Here is a 24,692-nt window from a genome sequence, read left to right as displayed (position 1 = left end):
GCTGCATCTCAGAGAAAGTTAGCCAATGAAATTCGATCGCAATGACGTGACTATCCTGCACGCGCTTCAGCGCGACGCGCACACCAAGGCCTCCGACCTGGCTGAGACTCTGGGCTTGTCGCTTTCCCCGTTTTATCGGCGGATCCGCTTACTTGAAGAGAACGGCGTAATCACGCAGTACGTGACTCTGCTCGACCAGGAAAAGGCAGGCTTTCCGGTCAATGCTTACGTGTCGGTGGCGATCGAAAAGAAGAGCGAAGTTCGGCTTGCGGCCTTCGAGCGTGCAATCGCAAACTTTGAAGAAGTAATGGAGTGCTATCTGATGACCGGCGCCTTCGACTACATGCTTCGCGTCGTCGCTGGCGACATTGCAGGGATTGAGCGGTTCGTGATGACCAAGCTCACGAAGATCGACGGCGTGCGCGACATCCACACGTCGGTGGCGCTTCGCCGTGTCGAATACAAGACAGCACTGCCAGTACGTATCCGCGACGAATGATGGACCAAAACGGCGGCCACCTCGACCGCCGTTGGCAGACACCCGCAAACTTAAGCGTTATTGGGTCGAAAAGACCGCAATGCCATTTGAAGAAAACGGTCCTGAGCCACTACCCGCGAATGGTACGTACACCTGGTGTGACGCACCATGGACGGCGATGGAATGAGCTCCGGTCCCCATCGGCAGTTGCGCTATCACGGCACGTGACGACGCATCGACTACGCCAAGCGTGGGCACGGCGGATGCGGCAGCCCCAGCCACTCCACTCTTTTGATTGCGAAAGGCAGGAATAAAGTATCGGTTCGTCACAACATCGTAGGCGACCTGGTCCGCCCCTCCAAACGGGATCGTTGAGAGAATGGAGCCGGTTGTACGATCAACGATCAGACTAATAAGAGGCGCGCCGTTGTCTGGAATACAAGCCACCAGGACGTCATTGTTCGGCCCTAACGCCATCCCGTTAGGGTTGCAAGCTGGAAGTGCATAAGCACCCGACGCTTTCGGCGCGCCCGAGACGACCGAACGTGCGGAGATGACATCCATCTCGCCATGAACGTTTGCCGGCGTGCCGTCATTATTCAGCAGGAAGTTCTTGGTCACTTTGTCATACTGACATTGTTCCAAACCGGCCGAATCAGGGAATTTAAGGGTGGCAATGACGCTCTGAGTGACCGTTGATATAAACGTCGCGAACGGAGGCGAGTCCGCCGGATTGGTTGCCATGATCACATTGTCGTCCGGATCGAAGCAGACCGAGTCCGTACGTAGTCCGGAGGTCGCAACCGGAATGTTCTTCACAAGCTGTCCATTGGAGACATTGAGAATCTTAACGGAGTTGACATCCGCGACGTACAGAAGATTGGTATTGGGAATACCTACAAGACCTTCCGGCCCCGCCGTATCAGCAGATCCACTGAAGCCCGCGAAACCCGGCTTGATTTGCGATGTCAGCTGATTGCTGCCTACGTTGACGACGTCAACGGCGTTGTTGCTCACGTCAGCCAGATAATATTGCCCTTGATTCTGGTCCACGTAGCTTATATCGAAGAGAAATCCCGCTCCGGGAGTGTGGACCGGGATCGTCGTTATCAAGTGTGGAGTCGTATGTATGTCATTTCCGCCGCCACAGGCCGTCATACCTATGACAGGTACCAGCAATGACAAATAATTTAAGATTCCTAATTTCATAGAAAGAACTCCAATTTACAGCGTTACAAGATCTGATACGGCGTGACTCACGCACGAAGACCGCAGAGGCGCATCGCACGCGCGCCTACCATGAATGTCCAGCCTTTCCCTCAGCCCCCTTGGACTATCCGCCAAGCAGCGCTAGTGCCTGACGGTACAAAACTTCGTTTGCAGCCGCAATGACGTGTCCATCCGAATGACGCCTGAGCGGGCGTCCCTCCCAATCAGTCATGATTCCTCCCGCCGCTTCAATAACGGGGACCAATGGAAGGTAATCGTGGGGCTGAAGACCCGCTTCAATAACCAGATCCACACGACCCGTCGCCAGCAGCGCGTAGTTGTAGCAATCACCGCCGTAGCGACGCAACGCGACCTGCGAGGCAACGCATTCGAATGCCCGACGTTCCTGTAGATCAAAGATGTCCGGCGTCGTGGTGCACAGCTTGCTTTTAGCAAGACTGTCACAGGTGCTGGTCGCGACCTTGCGCCCATTCAGAAAACTTCCTGCCGGAGCGCCAAGCCAGCGCTCTCCCAGAATCGGCATTTCCACGGCGCCAATCCAAGGTGCGCCGTTTCTCAGCACGCCAATCAGCGTGCCGAACAGAGGGTTGCCGACGGTAAAGCTGCCTGTTCCGTCTACCGGATCGACAATCCATGTATACCGCTCGACTGACGTCTGCGCACTTGTAGCGGATTGCTCACCAAATTCCTCGCCGACAATAGTGTGATTGGGAAAAGCACGCCGGATCGAAGCAACGAGCGCAACTTCAATATCACGATCGGCTTGGGTCACCGGCGTCCTGTCGGCCTTCTGCTCCATCGAAGGCGGCTCACTGAAATATGTGTGTGCAATCGCCCGCGCTTCGTCGCATAGTTCATCGATCACCTTCAGAAAAATGTCTTTATCCATCACATGCTGCGTGGTCTGGGAGTTGAGAATTCAGTGAGAAAGAGGCTCTTGCAGGGCGTCTTTCGAGTACAAAAATTTAGAACAAGGTTCTTAAGCCCGCACCGATCGCGATCTGATTACGTCCGATCGTCGCCGGACTCGATAGCACAACGGTATCGCTACCGGCGCCCAAAATACCTTGCGCCTTGTTCATCGAGTATCCGATGTCCGCGTAAAGCGTAGTACGCTTTGACAACGAATACTGTGCGCCGACCTTGTACAGTTGAGCGCCCGCTGCACTATTCTGAAGATCCTGCAGGTACATCCAGTCAGCAGTAAAGCGCCAAACAGGAGACGCCTGCCACGCAGCGCCGAGATAGTAGTAGTTCTGGTCAGCACCGGTTGTCGGATTGCGGAACTTGGCAAAATCAAAACCCGTCTTTACTGGCCCAATCACGTAGGAGACGCCTACCGAGAGTGCCCGTAGCCAGGGATTGTTTGTCACCCCAGTTGGATCCCTGGCATCGAAGTATGCCGACGTAAATCCAAGCGTGCCGTTAGTCCAATTCAAGTTGGCAGACCACGTCTGCTTGTTTGCAAAGCTTCCCGCAGTGCCGCCGAACGAATACAATGCGCCGCCGCTTAAGCCATAGGTGTTGTCGGGCAACATGTATTTCACGGAGTTGTTGACCCACGTGTAAAGTAAGCCGCCGTTTGCCGGACTGTTTGCTCCTGAAGCGATACCCGCCAACCCCAGCTTTGGGTTCACGTTCGACGAATTCTGAAAGACCGCGTTGGCAAGTGAGCCGAAATTCATGAAGCCAGTCGCGTCACCAGCAGAAATCCCGTCAAAGAACGGCGACCAGTTACGGCCCATCAAAACCTTGCCCCACGGAGCGGTAATGCCGACAACTGCACCGCGATCGAAGAGCGCGTTTGTATCGTTAGGAAACGGGACAGCGAAATTTCCGCCACCCGTTGTCGGGCTAAAGCCGCTTTCGAGTTTGAACGTGACCTTGTAGCCTCCGCCAATGTCCTCCGATCCGAGCAGACCCCAACGACTGGTCAACTCGTTGCCCGACGCGAGCAACACTGCGCTGCCCGCTTTGCCGTTACTTGCCCCGGCGGCGGTACGGTATTGCAGGCCAACGTCCATGACACCGTACAACGTGACGCTCGATTGCGCGTGCGCTATGCCGATCGATGCACAGGCCAGACCGACCAGCCCGCCCGAAAATGTCGCGCCTCGAACAATCTTCCGTGCATTCAGTCCTACGCGACTATATTTACCTTTCGTACCCATTTCCGCATTCTCCAAACATGGTTAATCGAGTTAGATGGCAATTCGGAAGTGCCGCCCTACCCGGTTCGTTCACTTCATATAATTCTTCTAATCTGTGCTTGTCGTGGCATGCACACCGAGATGGATTTCCATAAGATCCGAGTTTTGGGTCAGCTCTTCGGCCGACCCCGTAAAAGCCAGCCTGCCGCTCGAAAGAAGCGCAACGTCATCTGCGACCGAAAGAGCGAGACGACTGTTCTGCTCAACCAGCAAGATCGAGATGCCATCGTCCCGAAGCCTTTCTATAATCCTGGCTACCTCGTCGATCATTTGCGGAGATAGTCCCTCGGATGGTTCGTCCAATAACAAAACTCTCGGATTCGCCATCAATGCCCGGCCTATCGCCAACATTTGCTGCTCCCCGCCGGACAGGGTTCCTGCCCGCTGCCCAAAGCGTTCACCGAGGCGCGGAAAAAGTTCGGTAATCCGATCAATTGCCCAGTGTTTGCCCGCAAATGGCGCTACAGCAGGCTGAACGACCGCAAGGTTTTCCTTGACAGTCAGCAAAGAAAAAATCCGTCTTCCTTGTGGCACCACGGCAATGCCCTTGCGAATGACTTCTTCCACCGGCAATGCGGCCACGGACTCTCCGAACAGCTGGACGTCACCGTCGGAGAGCCTGATCAATCCGGCTATAGCGCTAATACATGTTGATTTGCCCGCACCGTTGCGACCGAGCAGCGCAAGAACGCTCGACCGGCGAACCGCGAGCGACACGTCCTGCAGGATTTCGCTGCGGTCATATCCAGCTGTGACGCCCAATAACTGAAGCGCCGGTGTGTTGCTAGTGGCCAAGGTAAATCTCCCGGGTACGTGGGTCGGCAAGGACGGTCTGTTTGTCACCATCGACGACGACGCGTCCGCCTTGCAGAACCGTAACCGTGCCGGCATACGCAAGCGCGATATCCATGTCGTGTTCAATCATCAGGATCGTCACATCGCGCGGCAACGCGTGTAGCAAGCCGCCCACACGTTTTCGCTCAGGCCCGGACAGGCCCGCGAGGGGCTCGTCGAGCAGGACAATGCGCGGGGACTGAGCCAGTGCAAGCGCAATCTCCAGTCGTCGCATCTCGCCGTAGGAACAATTTGCGACGATTGAGCAGGCTTTGGTGTCGAGTTCTACCTGTTCGAGAACCTCGCGCGCCGTGCGTGCGGTCGACGCGTTGTCGAATGACCGCCACGGATTCCAGCATCGCTTCGCCCCTATTGCTAGTGCGAGCTGCACATTGCGCAGCAGCGTCATCTCACGAAACAGCGTGATGATCTGGTAGGTCCGAGCCAGTCCACGGCGTGCTCTGCCTGCTGTAGGCTCTTTGGTTACGTCATCACCGAACAGGCTGATTGAACCTGTGGTCGCACGAAGATCGCCTGCTATCAGATTGAACAGGGTGGTCTTGCCCGCGCCATTGGGTCCGAGCAGCAAGCGACGCTCTCCGGCAGCAATTGAAAGGCTCACGCTGTCAACGACCTTCAGACCACCGAACTGGATACCGAGCGCAGTCGTACTGATGACCGGCGGCTTCACATCCATTGTCGAAATCAGGTACGACGCCGCACTGTTCCCGCCAGATGAAAGAGTGGCATCGCTCATCGCAGCCTCCTTATCACTCTTGAGACACCAGGTATCACGCCCTCCGGCAGAAAGACGACGACCCCAACGAACAGAGCACCGAGCAGTACAGGCCAATAGTCGAAGTAGCTGCTGACGATCACACGGAAGACAACGACGATGACAGCACCCGCAAGAGGACCTAGCAACGTTGCAGGTCCACCAACGATCACCATCAGCAAAGTCTCTGCCGTCTCCCCTAAAGCAAGCGCGTGAGGACTGACAAACTGTTGATGGAATACGAAGAGAACGCCCGCGAGTGACGCAACAATCCCGGCGATGGCAAATGCAGCCATGCGAATTTTCCGTATGTCGAAACCGAGAGCAGACATGCGTTTGGGTTGGGACCGCACCGCAGTCAGGCAAACACCTAATGCCGAACTCATGAAAAGGTTCAAAGCGGCAACAATCACCAGGAACAATACGGCGACGCACTCATACCAAACGACGGGATCGGCGGTTGACCAGATCGGCAACGTCGGCCGTGGGATGCCGCTAATGCCGTTTTCACCACCGGTGACCGAGCCCCAATGCAGTGCAAGTCCCCACATGACCTGCGCCAGCGCCAGCGTGATCATTCCTATGTTTAAGCCTGTCGTACGGAGCGCCAACGCTCCGATGCCGATAGACAGAACAAGACCACCGGCGATGCCTGACAAGGCAGAAAGCCATGGCGAGATACCGCATGTGACGCATCCAAGCGCTACCACATAGCTCACTGCACCGGCGAGCGCCGTTTGCGCGAAAGAGAGCAACCCGCCTAGCCCCAGTAACAAATTAAGGCTGCTCGCAATCAGACCGGCAATCATGATCTGCACGAGCAGATCGAGATAGAACGGCGATCGAACGACTGTGGGTACGAGCACTAAAAGCGCACTGCAAAGAATTGCGAGAATCTTTAGCTTCACGATGCTGCCCTCCCGAACAGCCCCTGCGGACGCACCGCCAGGACGAAGATCATGGGCAGAAACAGCAGCACATAGGAAAGCTCTGGAAACCACGACTGTCCGAAGCTGAAAACTAGCCCGGTAACAACGCTTCCAAGAAGTGCGCCGCCGATACTCCCTGTCCCGCCCAGGACGACGACGATCAGTACGAGGGGCAGCACTTCCATATCGAGTCCCGGATAGACAGACATGATCGGTGCGCCGACGACGCCTGCGAGTCCAACCAGCGAGGCGCCAGCGAAGAATGTGGCTGCGAATAACCGATTGACGCGTATTCCCGATGCACGCGCCATCAACCTGTCTCCGACGGCCGCGCGAACCCGAGCCCCGAGAACAGTGCGCGTCAGCGACAGATCCAGCCCAATTGCTATCAAAACGGCGAGCCCCATCACTGCCAGCCGGTAGAGCGGAAACGCCCCGCTGCCAACGCGTACGACGCCGGACAGCCACTGCGGCGCGGCAACTTCGAGAGGCATCCCACCCCATATTGCCCGGCAACCATCGGAAATCACGAACGCGATGCCGAGCGTGGCCAGTACCTGTGCCAGTTCGTTGCCGGCGATCTTCGCAAGTATCGTCCGCTCGACGACTACACCGATCGCGCCGACAATCAATCCAGCGACAATTGCGGCCACAGTAAAAGGCAGATGGTAAGAAATTAACGTCACTGCAAGGTAGGCTCCAAGCATGAAAAAGCCTCCGTGCGCCATATTTGGAATGCGCATCAGCCCGAAAATCAGGGTGAAACCAGACGCCATCAGAAATAACAAGGCTGCAAAGGTGAGGCCATTGAGCGCTTGCGTGACAAGGAGTGACATGGACGGCTCCCTAGGCGCGGTTATTCAAGGTTCCGCGAAGGCGGAAAGTCTCTTGAGTAAACCGGATTGGCGAGAAAGGCCTTCGGGTCGTAAGTCCAGAATTGGCTTACGTCCGGGTAGCTTTGCAGCACCGTATTCACCAGCCTTCCGTCTACGCGGGTGACCTTGCGGATGTAGACGGTGACAATCGGGTTGCCATAGCTGTCCAGCTTCAAGGGGCCACGAGGCGAGGCATCGAGCTTGACTGCATGTAGCGAAGTCGCAAGGTCCTTTCCGCTTGCAATCTTGCCGTTGCTGGACTTTAGCGCCTGCTCCAGGATCAGCCCTGCGCTATACCCACCGGTCGCGTAGAAACCCGGCGTACTTCCATACGCCTTACGGAATCCGCTCACGTAGCGGGCGTTATCACCCGTATCAATGGCTGCGCTATACCAGCCGGCTGAAACTATGCCGACAGCTTCGTCACCCATCTTGTCGAGCAAAGATTCGTCGACCGTGTTCATGCCTGCGATAAGCGGGATCTTCTGCTTGAGTCCGTAGTCGGCGTACTGCTTGAGGAACCGGGTCGCATTGGCACCGGAGAAGTTGATGAACACTGCGTCAACATCCGGTTTGATCTGGGTGATGACGGTCGCGAAGTCGCTGGAGTTAAAAGGCGGCCACAGCTTCTGGACTACTTTCCCACCCGCCTCTTCGTAGCTGCGCTGAAAACCTGCGACCGTCTCGTGCGAGAACGACAGGTCTTCGGCTACCACTGCTACACGCCTGTATTTCAGCGTTTTCGCCGCGTACACACCGAACGGTTGAGCCGCCTGAGCCGACGAACTTGAACTGCGAACCATCCATGGATCGGCTTTGCGCTGAGTCAGATCCTCAGCCGCGGCCGAACTGAGAATGAGCGGCACGCCCGCTCGAGCCACGTCGTCGCGAATCGCCACCGCTTCGAACGTGGCGAGCGGACCTACAACGACGTCCACGTGATCGCGCTCGGTGAGTTGCAGGAACTTGGCCTTGGCCGTTACTGGCGACGCTGCGGTGTCCACCACGACCAATTCCACAGGACGACCGGCCAGTCTGCCACCACGCTCCCTAAGCAAATACTCAAAGCCGTCCTGCATTTGCCCGCCAATGCCCGCCGCTACGCCCGTTTTGACCGTCATCAGGCCGACCTTGATTGGAGCCGAATCCGCGGCCTGCCCCGTTGAGTGAACGGTTATTGCGAATCCGGCGACGAACACCGCTACGAGTTTGCGCGACAGCATGTGACCTCCCAAAGACCCATCGAAGGGTTTGTGTTTGCACGTTTCTGCTAATGTCATTTTTGTGATCACTGATCGCAATACGCGTTTACACCTAAAAGCCGTCAAACACCCATAGGCGCGGCAATTCAGCGCAATATAGGGTTTCCCCGTTCCATACTGTGTTTTACTTTTTTGCTTGTGTGATCTCAAATCACGGATGTATGCTAGTCCGTGTCGTTTGAAAAATGGAGAACAGGAATCATGGATACGATGCGCAAGGGCCAACGCTGGGTGTTGGACGCGTTTCTTTCAGTAGGTGGACTGGACGTGCTGCACCCGGATGCGGGTGCGCTTTTCGAACAGATCGGTTACGACTCGACAGATATCAAACGTGTCTTCGCTCCGGTCAAAGCAGGTTCGATGCTGCCGGCATGCTGGAGCGCCGCAGCAAGGGAAATCGAGCAGCGCGCCCTGCATTGGGAGAACCGCGGCTTCGCGACGACAGCGAAGCGGATGTATGAGCGTGCAGCCCTGCTATACGCGCGCACTCACTATTCGGTTCTGGCCGACGACCCGCGCCGCACCCGATACCTGAACAAGGTCGTGCAGTCTTTCGAGAAAGTCATCGAGCTGGCAACGCATCCCATTGAACGCGTCGTATTGCCGTTTGAAGGCAAGCAACTTCACGGCATCCTGGAAACGCCGATCGGCGCCAAGGGCGTGCCGTGTGTGGTCATGCTGCCGGGCATGGACATGTTCAAGGAAGACTGGCACAAGGTCATCGAACAGCGCATTCTGCCGCGGGGCTGGGCTGGTTTTTCCCTCGACGGCCCCGGCCAAGGCGAGAGCCTGACCAAAGGCCTGAAGATGACGCTCGACAATTACGATCGTGCGATCAGCACGGTCATCGATTGGCTCTCGAGCAATCCAGCGATTGACCCGTCGCGAATCGTGATCATGGGTTCGAGCATGGGCTCGTGGTGGGCGACGCGCGCGGCTGCGGTCGAGCCGCGCATCGCGGCAATCGCAGCGAACATGTCGAATCTCGGTGACAAGTTCGTGCTTCTGAATCAGGCGCAACCTAGTTTCATGGCCGGGCTGATGTTCATGACTGGCATCACCGATCCGTTGGAGATTCAGGCTCTGTCCAAGCAGATGCTGCTCGACGACATCGCGCCAAATGTCACAATCCCATACCTTATCGTTACTGGCGAGAATGACGAACTGACGACGATCGACGCGACCATCGACGTCTACGAGCGACTGAAGGGGCCCAAGGAACTCTGGATTTACCAACACGAGTTCCACCCGATCGGACCGCAGTCGGACGAGTGGATCAACGCGTCGCTGGACTGGCTGGGGGCTGCTCTCGCCGGTAAATTCCCGAGTGGCCACGAAGCACGGACGTTTATCACCAAAGGTGGCGAATACATCGACGGTACCGGCGAACCTACGTGGTGGAATCCATGATCGACAAGCCGGTTGCAGCGATTGACGATCGAGACGGAAAAATTTGGCTGGACGGGAAACTGGTCGAATGGCGGGACGCCAGGATTCATGTCCTGACCCACACCTTGCATTACGGAATGGGCGCATTTGAAGGCGTTCGTACCTACGACGGTCCGAACGGCGCCGCCAATTTCCGGCTGAAGGAGCACACCCGGCGACTGTTGAATTCCGCGAAAATCTTTCAGATGACTGTGCCGTTCGATGCTGAAACGCTAGAGAGTGCACAGCGGGAAGTCGTCAGCGTAAATGGCCTGAAGTCCTGCTATCTGCGCCCGCTTATCTGGCTAGGCTCCGAGAAACTCGGTATTTCGGCGAAGAGCAACACTGTCCACGTCGCAATTGCCGCGTGGCCTTGGGGGGCGTACCTCGGCAAAGATGGTCTGGAAAAAGGAATTCGTGTCAAGACTTCCTCATTTACTCGCCATCACGTGAACGTCTCAATGGTACGGGCCAAAGCTTCCGGCTGGTATGTCAACTCGATTCTGGCGAATCAGGAAGCACTGACCGACGGCTACGACGAAGCTTTATTGCTTGACGTTGACGGGTACGTCTCAGAAGGCTCGGGCGAGAATTTCTTCATAGTCAACGATGGAAAGCTCTACACGCCCGACCTCGCCTCCTGTCTCGACGGCATCACTCGTAATACGATCATCACGCTGGCGCGAGACTTCGGGATTCCCGTAATCGAAAAACGCATCACGCGCGACGAGGTGTATACCGCAGACGAAGCATTCTTCACCGGAACTGCCGCCGAGGTAACGCCGATTCGTGAACTCGACAATCGCACGATCGGCACGGGCGGCCGCGGGACGATCACGGAAAAACTCCAGTCCGCCTATTTCGATATCGTCACGGGAAAAAATCCTGACTACTCTCACTGGCTAACGAAGATCTAATACTTTCAGATATCGCCCGATGGCTCCTTCGACCGGCGGGCGAATTTTCTGATGCCGTCACTCTCTTTTCCAGGATTCAGTGGATTGTGGGGGCGGCGGCTTTGAAAATGCACGCAGCCGAAAAACGACCGCCTCTTTGACGTAGCTTTTGAATATCCCCAGCGACAATCCGCAGCAGCAACATCGACAGCTGCGCAGAGGTCAGATAGATCTTGCCGCCATCAGCCTGGGGCCAGACAAACCGCCCGCGCGAAAGACGCTTTGCGAGAAGCCATAGTCCGTCGTCGGTTGCACATAGAATTTTTGCGAGATCGCCACGACGCCCCCGAAAAATGAACACGTCGCCGCAGAGCGGATTCTCTTCGAGTACCGCTTGCACCTTAGCGGCAAGAGCCGGGAAACCACTGCGCATGTCGGTTACGGCCGTCGCGATCCACACGCGCGTACCCGTTGGCAGGCCGATCACGATCGCACACTCTTCAGCACCGCACGCAGCGTTTCGGCGTCAACTGCGCCATCTACCTTAACCGCCGCTAGGCCAATTCGAACTTCAATCGTGCCCATGCTCATGGTTGGCTTCACCATCTCTTGTTCGACCGACGCTGCCGTTGCGATGACGCCCGGCGCTTCACTCACGACCGTCACCGGAACCAGCTCGGCTGTCCCGGGATGTTGCTCCGCTCGATACTGGGGCCGCCACTTGAACAACATGTTCGCGTTGGTACCATGTTTTCGGGTGAGTTTCGACACAGGGACGCCCGGTTCACATGCAGCCACAGCCAGGCGGCGTCGAAATTCCGGGCTATGGTTCGGGCTGCCTTTACGGGTTCCGTCTGAACAAGTATCCGCAGACTTACGAAGCAACGACCCACACTTCATCGTGCGTGCAGTAGTTTCGACCAGAAGCATTTCGCGTAACTGTGATGGACGAGTAGCGGGATTACTCGCTCAAATCAAATGGACCATGGTGATCCATCCAGTCAAAGGTGCTTTTTCCCACCGCCCAAGCCCACTGATGGGGCAAACTGTTCTCCTGCGTTTTTCCAGACGATGACCTGCCGGAATCGCTGGCTTCAACACCGTCCTGTTTGCGTACGCCCTCCGCTTTCTGAAGAGCCCCGCTCGTGCCAAAAACGTACTCAACTGTGAACTTCATCGCGCTCACCTCCTATCCGGCCGCCTTCACCATATCCTCGATCACCTTCTTCGCATCGCCGAACACCATCATCGTCTTGTCCATGTAGAACAGGTCGTTGTCGAGACCGGCGTAGCCCGCCGCCATCGAGCGCTTGTTCACGATCACCGTGCGCGCCTTATACGCCTCGATAATCGGCATGCCCGCGATCGGCGACTTCGGATCGTTCTTCGCCGCCGGGTTCACCACGTCGTTCGCGCCCAGCACCAGCACCACGTCGACCTGGCCGAACTCGCCGTTGATGTCGTCCATCTCGAACACCATGTCGTATGGCACTTCGGCTTCGGCGAGCAGCACGTTCATGTGCCCCGGCATGCGCCCGGCCACCGGGTGAATCGCGTACTTCACCTCGATGCCCTTCTCGACCAGCTTGTCCGTGAGTTCCTTCAGCGCATGCTGCGCGCGCGCCACCGCCAGACCGTAACCCGGCACGATCACCACAGTTTCCGCATTGCCGAGCATGAACGACGCGTCGTCCGCCGAACCCGATTTCACCGGACGCTGCTCGGCCGACCCGCCTGCCACCGCCGCGCCCGCCTCGTTGCCGAAGCCGCCGAGAATCACGTTGAAGAACGAGCGGTTCATCGCCTTGCACATGATGTACGACAGGATCGCACCGGACGAGCCCACCAGCGAGCCCGCGATGATCAGCATCGGATTGTTCAGCGAGAAGCCGATGCCCGCCGCCGCCCACCCCGAATACGAGTTCAGCATCGACACCACCACCGGCATGTCCGCGCCGCCGATCGGGATGATGATCAGCACCCCCAGCACGAACGCGATCAGCGTCATGATGATGAACGGCAACCACGACTGCGTGAGGAAGAAGATCACGCCGAAGCCGATCATCGCGATCGCCAGCATCAGGTTGATCAGATGCTGGCCGCCGTACACCACCGGCGCGCCCTGGAACAGCCGGAACTTGTACTTGCCCGAGAGCTTGCCGAACGCGATCACCGAACCGCTAAACGTAATCGCACCGACGAACGTGCCGATAAAGAGCTCGACGCGGTTGCCGTACGGCAGGAAGCCCGCAATGCCCTCCTCTACACCCAGCCCGAACGCGGCTGGTTCCGACACCACCGCATAGGCGATACATACGGCAGCCATACCGATCAGCGAGTGCATCGCCGCGACCAGTTCGGGCATCTTGGTCATTTCCACGCGCGCGGCGACGAACGCGCCGATCGCGCCGCCAACCACCAGCCCGACCAGCAGCAGGCCGAGCCCCAGCCCGAGATTCGAGCCGAGCACTTCAGCCTGTTTGGAGATCAGCGCGATGGTGGTGAGGATCGCAATCGCCATCCCGACCATGCCAAAGGTATTGCCGGTGCGTGCCGTCTTCGGATTGGACAGCCCCTTGAGCGCCTGGATGAAGCAGACCGACGCGACCAGATAAAGCAGCGTGACGACGTTCAGACTCATTACGCGTTCTCCTTGCCGGCTGCGGGGAGCTTCTTCGGTTCTTTCTTGCGGAACATCTCCAGCATTCGCCTTGTCACGAGAAAGCCGCCGAACACGTTCACCGCCGCGAGCGCGACGGCCAGCGTGCCGAAGAACTTGCCCGGCGCGCCGAGCGTGAGCCCCGCGGCCAGCATTGCGCCGACGATCACGATGGCCGAGATCGCGTTGGTCACCGCCATCAGCGGCGTGTGGAGCGCGGGTGTGACGTTCCAGACCACGTGGTAGCCGACGTAGATCGCCAGCACGAAGATGATCAGGTTGATGACGGTGTGGTTGATGACTTCCATCGCCGTTCTCCTATGCCTTGCGCGTGACTTCGCCGTCGCGCGCCAGCAGCGTGGCCGCGACGATGTCGTCCGCGAGATCGATGTTCAGGGCGCCTTCCTTGGTGATGATCAGCTTGAGGAAGTCGAGCAGGTTGCGCGCGTACAGGGACGACGCGTCGGCGGGCACCATCGAGGCCAGATTCGTATGGCCGACGATCGTCACGCCATGTTTGACCACGACCTGGTCCGCTTCGGTGAGCGGGCAGTTGCCGCCGCGCCGGCCTTCGTACTCGGCACCGCGTCCGGCGGCGAGGTCGATGAGCACCGAGCCCGGTTTCATCGCCTGCACGGTTTCGACCGAAATCAGCGTCGGCGCGGCGCGGCCCGGGATCAGCGCCGTGGAAATCACCACGTCGGCCTGCTTGGCCCGCTCGTGCACCAGTGCCGACTGGCGCGTGAGCCACGAAGGCGGCATCGGCCGTGCGTAGCCGCCGACGCCCTGCGCGGCTTCGCGCTCCTCATCGGTTTCGTAGGGCACGTCGAGGAACTTCGCGCCGAGCGATTCGATCTGCTCCTTGACGGCCGGACGCACGTCGGACGCTTCGATCACCGCGCCCAGGCGCTTCGCAGTAGCAATCGCCTGCAGACCGGCCACGCCCGCGCCGAGAATCAGCACGCGCGCGGCTTTGACGGTGCCGGCAGCGGTCATCAGCATCGGCATGAAGCGCGGATAGAGCGTGGCGGCCAGCAGCACCGCCTTGTACCCGGCGATGTTGGCCTGTGACGACAGCACGTCGAGGCTTTGCGCGCGCGTGGTGCGCGGCGCGGCTTCGAGGGCGAACGCGGTGACGCCGGCCGCGGCCAGCTTCTGGGCGTTTTCAGCGTTGAAAGGATCGAGCATGCCGACGAGCGTCGCGCCGCGCTTCATCAGCGGCAGTTCGGCGTCGGTCGGTGACTGGACCTTCAGGACGAGATCGGCGCCGAAGGCCGTCGGCGCATCGACGATTTCCGCGCCCGCGGCTGTAAAGAGTTCGTCAGGAAAGCTTGCGCCGGTACCGGCGCCGCCCTGAATGGTGACCCGGTGGCCCTGGGTCACATACTTCCTGACCGTTTCGGGCGTCGCGGCGACGCGGGTTTCGTGCGCGCGCGTCTCGGCTGGTATTCCGATGTTCATTTATGCACATGCCTCTTTATGAACTACGTTCTTTGGACTGCGCTTGCGCTGCACTGGCGACGCATCTGTTTTTGGCCTTTGCCGCGCGTATTCCCGCATCGAAGGTCAGCTCAGTAGCCACATGTCTATGATCGACTGTTACGCGCCAACCAATCTCGGCACGACACCACCGAATTCGTTGATCCTCAAACAACTCCGAAAACCAGCGCCAGAGAGCAGCGTCCTCTGCGTTTGCAGCCGCAGCCGCGCCCAGCCGGACCTGTTGGAAGTCGCTCGTGCCGTCCATCATTCACTCCTCCACAAACTGCGCAAGAGTCCCGAATTCGTCCCTCAGATGTTTGAAGCTAGCCCGACCGCGTCGGCCGCAACCAGAATTCTCGGGCAATCAATCGTACTTTATATGTGATCACATATCAATACTACTTCAAAAAAACGCCGGATTTTACGTCATTATTAGTCATCAATCGTGTGTTGTGATCACCAATTGACGTGACGTGATCGATGAAACCAGTTCGGTAGGAAAGCAATCGGAAGCTCTTCGTTCAAGCAGCGTCCGCGAGCGTCGGCAAACTAGCGTTGCCCGTTCGCGCTTGTCCAAGGATTTGTGTTTGCAAAAGCCGTAGAACGAAGGGAATCTGTCTCCGTTACGCTAGGAATTGTGTCAACTACGGCGCCCAGCCGGTCGTTGGGAATCGACCGCCTCGCCGCGTCGTTGCTAGACCGGGGTGTTGACACTTTTATTACGGTCTACACGCGCGTCGCCGACAAAAGGACCACCTTTGAAAACTACCGCAAGGAAGCCGAACGGCCGCTGCTATCGGCGATCGTGCAACTGGGCAAACCGCTGTCGTCGCTCACTCACGAGGACCTGCTACTGTTCCGGGAATTCCTGAAGGACCCGCAGCCGCACGCGCGCTGGGTTGCCGACGCCGGTCGCAAGTACCCGCGGCACGACCCACGGTGGCGACCGTTCTACAAAACGCTCCGGCCGAGCAGCCAGTACCAGACGATGGTGATCATCAATGCGCTCTTCGCGTGGCTCGTCGAAGCGGGCTATCTGGCGGGCAACCCCCTGTCGTTGTCGCGGCAGCGTGTGCGCCGCTCAAAGCCCCGGATCACGCGTTATCTCGACCGCGAGCTGTGGCAGGAAGTCAAGGCCTATATCGATAGCCTGCCGAAGGACACCCCCCGCGAGCGCGAACGCTACCTATGCGCACGGTGGCTGTTCACGCTGTTCTATCGCGGCAGCCTGCGCATCTCCGAGGTCAGCGGCAACACCATGGGAGACTACTTCTGCCGCCGCGACGCGGATGGCCACGAGCGCTGGTGGCTCGAGGTGCTGGGCAAGGGCGACAAGGAAGGGCTGGTGCCGGCCTCCGCGGAAATGATGGTGGAACTGGGGCGCTACCGGCGGGAGCGCGGCCTGCCCACCCTGCCCTCGCGGCATGACGACACGCCACTCGTGCTGCCGCTTGGCAGATCCATGAAGCCGCTGACGAGCGCCGCGCTGCACACCGTCGTCAAGAGTATTTTTGCCGGCGCAGCGGGGCGGCTCCGGCTACGCGGCGATGCCTCCGCGAGGCAGGCCGCTCTGCTCGAACAGGCCTCCGCCCACTAGCTGCGCCATACCGCCGGATTGCACATGGCCGACGGTGGCGCCGATCTGCGGACCGTGCGCGACAACCTGCGCCACGCGTCGCTGACAAGCACGAATCCTTATCTGCACACGCCCGATGAAGAGCGCCACCGCGAGACCGAGGAAAATCACCGCATCGAATGGTAGGTCTTGTCCGATGGTCGGTGACGGATCGTCGCGATCGGGAAAGTCGGTTCGAGCGCGAAAAGGTGGCCTCAGAATGTTGAGCGCTCACAGCAGAAAATGCCTCCAGCCCATTGCAATTTGCGACATACGCCTTCTTTCGGCATGTATTTGACGATGCAATTGCGCGCCGTCAGTTAGTACTATGGAACGATCCGCATCCCATTCGTGACTTCAAGATCTCTATCAATCCACTCGTCGATCAATGCCGACCGCACGCATTTCATCGGGACAACCGCGATGAGTCACGGCTGCACGCCGGACGGTATCGATCTGAGGATTCCTTCGAAACTTTGAATGAGAAAGCCGAATCATCACCGCCGAGCTTGCCGACGCATTGGTTTTGACGCCGGGTCCAAACTCTGCAAAGGTCCGAAGGCAGAGTTACGTGCCGCGCTTGTACGATCACCTTGGGCAAGACAACGACGCGCGTCTGGCGAACCTATTGACCTTCGGCGAGCGAGCGGTGGGATTGGCTGAGTAACGCATGGAAATCAATTGAGCTCAGCCGCGGCGGCCACATGAAAATGGATTGGCAACCCGGCGACCCGCCAGCCGCGAAGATGCGAATGCTTGAGCGCCCGGCAGTTTCCAACGGCCGGGCGACCACTCTACCAGGTAGAGGCGCTGAAGCGAGCGAAACAACTCGCGCAGCGCACAGATGCCCAGGTAATAACGCACAAGGCCATACGCGAACTCCATATCGAGCGTGACCAGCAGGGAGCGGCGACGGGTCGGCCGGTGGAATGGGTACCGATTCAGACAAAAATAACAATAATGTAGTTATACATATTAATATTAGGAGCGTTAGATGGCAACATCGGAGAGATTTTCTGACCTCGCTCAGCAGGACTTTCTGCGCTTCGCGATGAAACAGCTAGGCATGGGCCGTGATGACTTCGCGCGGCGCGTCAGCTTGGCCACGCATACGCTCGACAGGATGCTCCTGCCCAGCGAGTCGCCTGAATTTCGACGCATGCCGGAGACGGGACGGTCCTACATCGGAGAAATCCTGAAGTCGAATGGGAAAAGACCTGATCATTCCATTGGATAAAATCTCGATGCCTCGACTGGCTGTATGACGCTTGCCGAGAAGTGTCTGAGGGGCATTACCGCGAATCCGGCACGGACATTACGCTCTCGACGATCCGTGCGAAGGTCTGGACAGCGGGACGGATGGCTTCGATATCGAGCGCGCCAAACCCCAACAGAAATCCGTCACGAAATCCTGAATCGCCTTGATTGAACGTATGCAGCCTGCGAAGGTAAATTCCCTGTTCAAGCGATCGCGATACAGTCGTATCGAAGTCAACCAGATCCCGGATCCTGATTGTCATATGCAGCCCCGCCGCGTTCCGTGACGTTTCAAGTGCATCGCCAAAGCACTGGTCCAGACATCGCAGCAATTCCGATTGTCTCGCACCGTAGATATCGCGCATCCGCCGAATGTGCGTCGAGAAATGCCCGTCCGCCATAAAGTCTGCCATTGCTGCCTGCAAGGAAAGGTGCCCTGGTCTGTATAAGCGCAACGAAGCGGCTGCGAAGGAATCGACCAGGTCGGGCGGAACGACTATATAGCTGAGCCTCATGCCGGGATACATGACCTTACTAAACGTTCCCATCAGAATGACACGGCCGTTTTCATCGACGCCTTGAAGAGACGGAAGCGGACGCTGGTCATATCGGAATTCACTGTCATAGTCGTCTTCCAGAACGAATGCGTCCCAGCGCTCAGCGGCCACACGCAGACAGGCACGCCGTTCGTCCGACAACGTCACCCCCATTGGAAACTGATGCGATGGGGTCATCACTACGAGTCGAGGTCGGCGCAAACATCGTTCGAGCTTCATACCGTTACTGTCGACATCAATAGCCTCCACTTCCAGCCCGTTGGCGCGCAACAGGATTGGCGTTGCCCAGTGGCAAGGGTTTTCAACATAGGCCAGTTCACCCACGTCGGCCAGCATGCGTGAGCAAAGGTCAATCGACTGATTGCTCCCCATTGTTACGATGATCTGTTCCGGGGAGGCCCGAACCGCGCGCGATACGCGTAAATACTCAGCCAGCGCGCGACGCAACGGGAGATATCCGCCTGGATTGGAGTAGCCCATGAGGTCCGCATGCTGCTCCCCGAGATAGCGATTCTGGATGCGCCTCCATATCTGATAAGGAAAATAATCCGTATCGCAGACGCCCGGCACGAACGCCCCCTTGCGTTCCTGGATGCCCGCAGGAGCGCGTATCAGTTGCTCCCCGCGCTCGGACAGGGTTCGTGCGGTTGATTCCCGAGGCGCTGACTTCATCGATTGCGGCAATTTGTCGGAGACAAGCGTACCGCTCGTGGAATCGGTATGGAGATAGCCGTCGGCCGACAGCCTGTCATAAGCCGTTACAACGGTTATCCGGGAGACCCCCAATGCCGCCGCGAGCGTTCGGGAAGACGGCAAACGTGCGGAAGCCTTCAGAGTGCCGTCGGATACCGCGTCTCGGATCCCGTTCGCGATCTGGATCTGTAGGGGTATGGATCCGTCCCGACGGAGACGGCCGATCAGGAGGTCAGCAAGTAACGAGTCAGCCATTGGACCTATCAAACTTTTTGAATTGGACTCATAGGTTCGCCGCGGGTACGCGTACTGTCAAGTCTCGCCATCGAGCAAAGCCTTAAGTCGAAGTGCGCCGGAAGATTCATGGATCTTACAGATATTAGGTTTCAAAGGACATTAATTTGGATTCCTCTCTTATCGGGTTTACTCCTAATGTACTGTTTCGGCAGCATCTCGCCAGGAGGCATGGTTGCCAATCGCAAGATATTCGCAGCGATGTTACTGCCGGGCGTTGTTCACCTGCCGCATACCCATAGCCCGCCTGACATGGCCTTCTCCAAGAACCAGCCCACGTGGGGCGCGTATCTCGCATCTGACCTCCAGCGACTGGTGGCACCGCAGGACGCCGCATCCTTCTCCGCAGCCATCGCCGAGCCGATGGCTGGCAATCAAAGCCAACGTCATTCAAGTTATTGGGGATCCTATGCGTGTATCTCTACGTGAGCGTATTCGTCAGTTACATCGCGTGACAGGCCTGAGCATCGGTCTGTTCGTCGTCATGGTGGCGGTTACCGGCGCGGGCATGCTGTTTCGGGCGCCGCTCGAACCCGTCATATACCACGACCTGCTCAAAGTCGCATCGTGCAAACAGCGCCTACCGCTCGATACGTTGATTACCAATGCCAGCGCTTCTAATCCAGTCGCCGGCCGGCCAAAGCAAGTGCGCATATACGACGACGCGGATTCCAGCACGCGTGTTCTATTCAGCGACGACCGGTGGTACTACGTCAATCCATGTACTGGCGAAGTGCTTGGAAGCGAGCATCGTTACGGCGGCCTGTTTGGTACGATGGCCAAACTGCACAGTTTTCAGTTTCTGGAGAATGGAAGCGTCGTTGCTGGAACGCTTGCGCTGACATTCGCGATTGTCCTGGTCGGTGGCGGCTTGGCTGTGTGGATTCCAGAGGCGTTGCGTAAACGCAGGCGCGCCGTCACGATCAAGCCCAACCTCACCGGTCGCGCGCGCTGGCTCAATCTGCACAAGACCCTTGGCGTCTATGTCAGCCTCATCGTACTTGCGTCAGCGCTCACCGGCGCACTGCAATCGTTTCAATTCGTGAGGGATGCGCTCTACACGCTGACGGCCTCGAAGCCCCCCGCACCTTCTCCCAGATTGGTCGTGCAGGCGGATACGCAAAGCCTGCCGGTCGAGGCCCTCTGGCAACGCGCACAGGCATTGGTGCCGCAACCAAAATATGCCCGCATTCGCTACCCTGGCAAGCCCGGGGATGCTTTCAACATCGATCTTGTCGCACGCAACGCACCGCATGTAAATGCGTTTTCCTATGTCAGTCTCAATGCGAGCACAGGCGAAGTGTTGCGTTTTACCCCATACGCAGAGAACAGCTTAGGTCATCGAATTTACCTGACGGCGCTTGCCATGCATTACGGTTGGCTGAGCGGCGGATTTATTCAAGTCCTGCAACTGATCGGCATGCTCTCTGTACCCTTATTGGCTTACGCCGGCATCGGCAGTTATCTACGCAGCAAACACCGGCGACCGGTTTCCGTGCCGTCTCGAACGACGGTCGCGTTGAAAGTGTCCAGAAAAACGGCCGAGGCGGAGAACATCCAATCTTTTGAACTTGTCGACCCTGCCGGAAAAGCACTGCTGCCGTTTACGGCAGGCTCCCACATTGATATTCATGTACCCGGCGGAAAGGTTCGACAATACTCACTGTGCAATCCTCCTCGTGAAAGACATCGCTATCTCATTGCCGTCATGCGGGCAGAACCGACGCGCGGTGGGTCGCGAGCCATGCACGAGCAGGTCAAGGAAGGCGACTTAATCGAAGTCAGCGCTCCGAAAAATCTCTTCCCGCTCGTGGAATCCGCGAAACATTCCCTGCTCATCGCGGGTGGTATCGGTATTACGCCGATTCTTTGCATGGCGGAACACCTGGCGGATATCGGAGCCGATTTCAAAATGCATTACTTCGCGCGCTCGCCGGCGCGCGCAGCCTTTGTCGACCGCATCAAGCGCTCGAAATTCGCCGACCGCGGTTTCTTCCACTTCACGGAGGACCAGAAACAGCAACGGCTGGATCTGGCCGCGCTTCTCGATACGCACGATGTCGAAGCGCACTTATACGTATGCGGCGGCGAAGCATTCATGAATGCAGTCATCGACATCGCATTGCAGAAAGGCTGGCACAAGAGCCGTATACACAGGGAATATTTCAGCGTTGAACGCAGGGAATCTGACAGCAATGTCGAATTCGACGTGACGATTGCAAGCACCGGCAAGACTATTTGTATCCCTGCAGACAGGACGGTAATGGCTGCTTTGGCGGATTGTGGAATTCACATTACGACGTCGTGTGAGCAAGGCGTCTGCGGCACTTGTGTCACGCGCGTGCTGGAAGGCGAACCGCAGCATCGCGACGTGTTTCTCTCCGACGACGAGAGGAATAGGAACGATCGCTTCACTCCCTGCTGTTCGCGTGCCAATAGCCGGAGGCTGGTACTCGATCTGTAGATGGAAAAGCCGGAACAAACCGTTTTTTGCCAACCACTGAAGGAGACACAAATGAGGATCACCGGAAAGCTTGCTATCGTGGCAAGCATAGCTGCAGGCATGGGCGCAGCCAGCCTGGCGCAGGCCCATGGCATCTGGTTTGCGCAGCGCTCGAACCAGCTGGCGCTGATCTACGGCCTCGGCGGCGACGACCTGGATGTCATCAAGCGCCAGCAAAAAGTGAAGAGTGTCACGGCCTACGACGCGCAGGGCAAGGAGGTCTCCACGCAACTCACGCCCAGCGGCCCGCTGCTCGTGGTGAATACCGACAACCAGCCGGCAATCGTTGCCGGGATCATGGACAACGGTCTGTGGAGCAAGACGGCGGACGGCAAGTGGTACAACAAGGGCAAGGACGAGGTGCCCAACGCCACGATCAGCTTGCACACCTTCAAGTACGGGGTGCATCTGCGCCGGCCTCTGGATGGGGCGATGCCCATACTGCCAGCGCAGAAGCTGCAGATCGTGCCGGTCGGCAAGCGGCTGCCGGATCAGATGGGTCAGCCGCTCACGGTTCGGGTGCTCTACGACGGCAAGCCCGCGCCCGGCGCGGAGGTGCAGCCAGACCTCCTCAACGACCCCGATTCCGAACCCCTGAAGACCGGAGCCGACGGCACCGTGACGATCAAGGTGCGCAACCAGGGCCTGAACGTAGTCGTTGCGAAATTCGATTCGCCGCCGTCGGAACCCGCGAAGACGAACAGCGACGAGCATGAGGCCACACTGTCGTTCATGCTGCAGCACCTGCCCGAGTGATCACTCGTTAACAGCTGAAGCGCTCCCCATGAAACTAATTTCCGTCCTGGCCGCACTTGCTGCCGCCGCTCGCGGCGTGAAGCTTGTCAAAGACAACACGGTGATCGTTCTCGCGACGATGGAAGACAGGTCGACTAGCGGCGCGCGCGTGGTCACCAAGTAAGGAAGACGTCCCTCGACGCCGCCAACTCTGGTTGCCGGCGTTTTCATCATTCCCCAAAAGCGCTGCACTGCAACCAGCGTGACAAAGGGGTTTGCACCTGCTTTCGGCAGGCGCTCGACTGTGCCCGGAGATCCAAAAAGAGTCGTCCAGGGGCAGGCCGCGCGACCTCGCTGACTGTCGAAAAGATTGGAGTGAGACAGTGAATAATTTTTTTATCGAACGACAAACCATTCATATGAAAAAGTCCTTGATTGCCGCGGCCCTCATCGCCTCGTTCGCATCTACGGCACATGCCCAGAACAGCGTCACACTCTACGGTATGATCGACGTCGGCATGAACTATGCGACCAACGTTGGTGGCCACAAGCAGTATTCGATGACCGCCGGAAATCTCAGTGGCGACCGTTGGGGGCTGCGAGGCGCTGAGGACCTCGGCGGTGGACTGCAAACACTTTTCGTACTTGAAAACGGCTTCAGTGCTGCGAACGGAAAGCTCGGTCAAGGGGGCGCCGAGTTCGGGCGCCAAGCCTATCTCGGGTTTTCATCATCGAACATAGGTACCGTTACGTTTGGGCGTCAATATGATTTGATTAACGACTTGACCTACATGTTCGTGGCGGCACAGATGTGGAGCGGATTCGCCACCGCCCATCCTGGCGATGTAGATAACACGGATGGCAGCAACCACGTCAACAACGCGATCAAGTTTCGCAGTGTGTCGTACGGTGGATTGACGTTCGCGGGCCTCTACAGCTTCGGCGGTGTCGCTGGCTCTTTCAACCAGAACCAGATCTGGTCAGTCGGGGCGAACTACAATTCGGGACCACTCACGCTTGGCACCGTCTTCCTCGAAGCGCGGGATCCTAACTTCTCCTATTTTGGCAATAGCCCGGCTTCTAGCACTACGGGGTCCAATATGACTGGAAGCCGCGTGTATTCCGGCTATGCATCCGCGAAAACACAGCAGATCTTCGTCGCAGGCGCTTCTTATGCCGTTGGTACCGCTACGTTCGCCGCTAACTACAGCAACACGCAGTTCAAGGATATCGGGGCGCTATCGGGCCTCCCGGCTATCGGCGCAGGCGGCGATGCAAAATTCCACGACATTGAAGTCAATGTCGGCTATCAACTCACGCCGGCCCTCCACCTCGGCGTCGCCTATAACTACCTGAAAGGATATGGCGTAAACGGTGCAACTTACAATCAAGGCACGATCGGGGCTAACTACTTCCTTTCCAAGCGAACTGACCTTTACACAGTTGCTGTTTACCAGCATGCGTCGGGCACTGATTCGAGCGGTGGGAAGGCGGTCGCAAACCTCAACGGCCTAACTGCCTCCACAACTCAGAGCCAAGCGCAAGTAGTTATTGGCATCCGGCATCGCTTCTAGCAGAGCTTGAGGCAGGCTTCAGTTTGACGAGCTGGGCGCCGTGAAAATGAGTCTCGTACGCGATCAGCCGTTCAGGCAGCGACTTTGCACACGCAGGTAACGTCGCGGCCGTAACAAAATGCGGTGGCTTGCGGGAAGGAGACCTTCGCGCGACTCGCCACCCGCACCCGATTGAGTGGCCCACAACCGGCCACATCGAAACAGAAAGAAGAGCACGGAATACAAAGGATGTAGTGGCGCGACCAGGTTCAGCAGGAACTGGATCACATTGAGGTCGTCAATTGCCGTCTCGAGCATCCGGATAATAGCGACGCGACGGTGCAGCCGTATGCCGTGATGCAGCCCGAGTACTGGCGTAAACGCATGCGCGCGGTGCTGGCACTTCCTGATACGTCACCGAGGCGCG

The 24,692-nt window shown here is 57.9% G+C and carries 23 protein-coding genes and 1 pseudogene; 9 read left to right on the top strand and 15 right to left on the bottom strand.

Annotation, left to right across the window (positions count from 1 at the left end):
* The first annotated feature begins 25 nt into the window (after positions 1-25).
* Complete coding sequence (locus tag A6V37_RS15805; protein ID WP_064269566.1) at positions 26-499, top strand: Lrp/AsnC family transcriptional regulator; 474 nt, start codon at positions 26-28, stop codon at positions 497-499.
* A gap of 57 nt (positions 500-556) precedes the next feature.
* On the opposite strand, the gene A6V37_RS15800 is transcribed toward A6V37_RS15805, so the two are convergent.
* The 8 genes from A6V37_RS15800 to A6V37_RS15765 form a co-directional block, all read right to left on the bottom strand.
* Positions 557-1,687, bottom strand: coding sequence for a YncE family protein (locus A6V37_RS15800; protein ID WP_064269565.1), 1,131 nt, complete (start codon positions 1,685-1,687; stop codon positions 557-559).
* A 124-nt stretch (positions 1,688-1,811) separates the two neighbouring features.
* Positions 1,812-2,597 (bottom strand): inositol monophosphatase family protein, encoded by a 786-nt coding sequence (locus A6V37_RS15795; protein ID WP_064269564.1) that lies wholly within the window; start codon positions 2,595-2,597, stop codon positions 1,812-1,814.
* 76 nt (positions 2,598-2,673) lie between these two features.
* On the bottom strand, positions 2,674-3,879 hold the full coding sequence (locus A6V37_RS15790) for a porin (RefSeq protein WP_075643497.1): 1,206 nt from the start codon (positions 3,877-3,879) through the stop codon (positions 2,674-2,676).
* 87 nt (positions 3,880-3,966) lie between these two features.
* Positions 3,967-4,713: an ABC transporter ATP-binding protein gene (locus A6V37_RS15785; protein WP_064269563.1), complete on the bottom strand. Its 747-nt coding sequence runs from the start codon at positions 4,711-4,713 to the stop codon at positions 3,967-3,969.
* On the bottom strand, positions 4,703-5,509 hold the full coding sequence (locus tag A6V37_RS15780; RefSeq protein WP_242665853.1) for an ABC transporter ATP-binding protein: 807 nt from the start codon (positions 5,507-5,509) through the stop codon (positions 4,703-4,705). Before A6V37_RS15780 ends, A6V37_RS15785 begins: the two co-directional genes overlap by 11 nt.
* Entirely contained in the window at positions 5,506-6,435 is a 930-nt protein-coding gene (locus tag A6V37_RS15775) for a branched-chain amino acid ABC transporter permease (RefSeq protein ID WP_064269562.1), read from the bottom strand. The genes A6V37_RS15780 and A6V37_RS15775 overlap by 4 nt, the downstream gene beginning before the upstream one ends.
* Entirely contained in the window at positions 6,432-7,292 is an 861-nt protein-coding gene (locus A6V37_RS15770) for a branched-chain amino acid ABC transporter permease (RefSeq protein WP_064269561.1), read from the bottom strand. Before A6V37_RS15770 ends, A6V37_RS15775 begins: the two co-directional genes overlap by 4 nt.
* Before the next feature lie 20 nt (positions 7,293-7,312).
* Positions 7,313-8,611, bottom strand: coding sequence for an ABC transporter substrate-binding protein (locus tag A6V37_RS15765; protein ID WP_242665852.1), 1,299 nt, complete (start codon positions 8,609-8,611; stop codon positions 7,313-7,315).
* Positions 8,612-8,794: 183 nt separating this feature from the next.
* On the opposite strand from A6V37_RS15765, the gene A6V37_RS15760 reads away from it, so the two are divergent.
* Positions 8,795-10,003 carry an alpha/beta hydrolase family protein gene (locus A6V37_RS15760; protein ID WP_064269559.1) on the top strand — a complete coding sequence of 403 codons (1,209 nt, stop codon included), beginning with the start codon at positions 8,795-8,797 and terminating at the stop codon, positions 10,001-10,003.
* A complete protein-coding gene (locus tag A6V37_RS15755) occupies positions 10,000-10,938 on the top strand; it encodes a branched-chain amino acid transaminase (RefSeq protein WP_064286126.1) in 939 nt (312 codons plus the stop codon). Before A6V37_RS15760 ends, A6V37_RS15755 begins: the two co-directional genes overlap by 4 nt.
* Positions 10,939-11,014: 76 nt before the next feature.
* Here the strand turns inward: A6V37_RS15755 and tnpB are convergent, their stop codons facing one another.
* The 6 genes from tnpB to A6V37_RS15725 all read right to left on the bottom strand — a co-directional run bounded on the left by tnpB (position 11,015) and on the right by A6V37_RS15725 (position 15,037).
* The gene (tnpB, locus tag A6V37_RS15750) at positions 11,015-11,404 is read right to left on the bottom strand and encodes an IS66 family insertion sequence element accessory protein TnpB (protein ID WP_064269557.1); all 390 of its coding nucleotides are present in this window, start codon (positions 11,402-11,404) and stop codon (positions 11,015-11,017) included.
* A complete protein-coding gene (gene tnpA / locus A6V37_RS39195) occupies positions 11,401-11,817 on the bottom strand; it encodes an IS66-like element accessory protein TnpA (RefSeq protein ID WP_100249412.1) in 417 nt (138 codons plus the stop codon). The genes tnpB and tnpA overlap by 4 nt, the downstream gene beginning before the upstream one ends.
* 61 nt (positions 11,818-11,878) lie before the next feature.
* Positions 11,879-12,094 (bottom strand): hypothetical protein, encoded by a 216-nt coding sequence (locus A6V37_RS15740; RefSeq protein WP_064269555.1) that lies wholly within the window; start codon positions 12,092-12,094, stop codon positions 11,879-11,881.
* A 12-nt stretch (positions 12,095-12,106) separates the two neighbouring features.
* Positions 12,107-13,558, bottom strand: coding sequence for an NAD(P)(+) transhydrogenase (Re/Si-specific) subunit beta (locus A6V37_RS15735; RefSeq protein WP_064269554.1), 1,452 nt, complete (start codon positions 13,556-13,558; stop codon positions 12,107-12,109).
* Positions 13,558-13,884 (bottom strand): NAD(P) transhydrogenase subunit alpha part 2, encoded by a 327-nt coding sequence (locus tag A6V37_RS15730; protein WP_064269553.1) that lies wholly within the window; start codon positions 13,882-13,884, stop codon positions 13,558-13,560. The genes A6V37_RS15735 and A6V37_RS15730 overlap by 1 nt, the downstream gene beginning before the upstream one ends.
* A 10-nt stretch (positions 13,885-13,894) precedes the next feature.
* Positions 13,895-15,037, bottom strand: a complete 1,143-nt coding sequence (locus A6V37_RS15725; RefSeq protein ID WP_064286125.1) for a Re/Si-specific NAD(P)(+) transhydrogenase subunit alpha — start codon at positions 15,035-15,037, stop codon at positions 13,895-13,897.
* 691 nt (positions 15,038-15,728) lie between these two features.
* Between A6V37_RS15725 and A6V37_RS15715 the strand changes: the two are divergent.
* Both A6V37_RS15715 and A6V37_RS15705 read left to right on the top strand, forming a co-directional pair.
* Positions 15,729-16,820 (top strand): annotated as a pseudogene (locus A6V37_RS15715) (tyrosine-type recombinase/integrase).
* An 847-nt stretch (positions 16,821-17,667) separates the two neighbouring features.
* Positions 17,668-17,910, top strand: a complete 243-nt coding sequence (locus A6V37_RS15705; protein WP_064270012.1) for a hypothetical protein — start codon at positions 17,668-17,670, stop codon at positions 17,908-17,910.
* 55 nt (positions 17,911-17,965) lie between these two features.
* Here the strand turns inward: A6V37_RS15705 and pdxR are convergent, their stop codons facing one another.
* The gene (gene pdxR, locus A6V37_RS15700; protein WP_064270011.1) at positions 17,966-19,435 is read right to left on the bottom strand and encodes a MocR-like pyridoxine biosynthesis transcription factor PdxR; all 1,470 of its coding nucleotides are present in this window, start codon (positions 19,433-19,435) and stop codon (positions 17,966-17,968) included.
* Positions 19,436-19,883: 448 nt separating this feature from the next.
* Here pdxR and A6V37_RS43015 point away from each other — a divergent pair, with 448 nt between their 5' ends.
* The 4 genes from A6V37_RS43015 (at position 19,884) to A6V37_RS15680 (ending at position 24,286) form a co-directional block, all read left to right on the top strand.
* Positions 19,884-21,938 (top strand): PepSY domain-containing protein, encoded by a 2,055-nt coding sequence (locus A6V37_RS43015; protein WP_075643496.1) that lies wholly within the window; start codon positions 19,884-19,886, stop codon positions 21,936-21,938.
* Positions 21,939-22,733 (top strand): DUF4198 domain-containing protein, encoded by a 795-nt coding sequence (locus A6V37_RS15685; RefSeq protein ID WP_242665871.1) that lies wholly within the window; start codon positions 21,939-21,941, stop codon positions 22,731-22,733.
* Between the two features lie 28 nt (positions 22,734-22,761).
* Positions 22,762-22,896 carry a hypothetical protein gene (locus A6V37_RS42845; protein WP_278185292.1) on the top strand — a complete coding sequence of 45 codons (135 nt, stop codon included), beginning with the start codon at positions 22,762-22,764 and terminating at the stop codon, positions 22,894-22,896.
* A 235-nt stretch (positions 22,897-23,131) separates the two neighbouring features.
* Positions 23,132-24,286 carry a porin gene (locus A6V37_RS15680; RefSeq protein WP_064270008.1) on the top strand — a complete coding sequence of 385 codons (1,155 nt, stop codon included), beginning with the start codon at positions 23,132-23,134 and terminating at the stop codon, positions 24,284-24,286.
* The last annotated feature ends 406 nt before the right edge of the window (positions 24,287-24,692 follow it).

The organism is Paraburkholderia ginsengiterrae, from assembly GCF_001645125.1.
GTDB lineage: Bacteria > Pseudomonadota > Gammaproteobacteria > Burkholderiales > Burkholderiaceae > Paraburkholderia > Paraburkholderia ginsengiterrae.
This window is presented reverse-complemented; position numbering and strand designations above follow the sequence as displayed.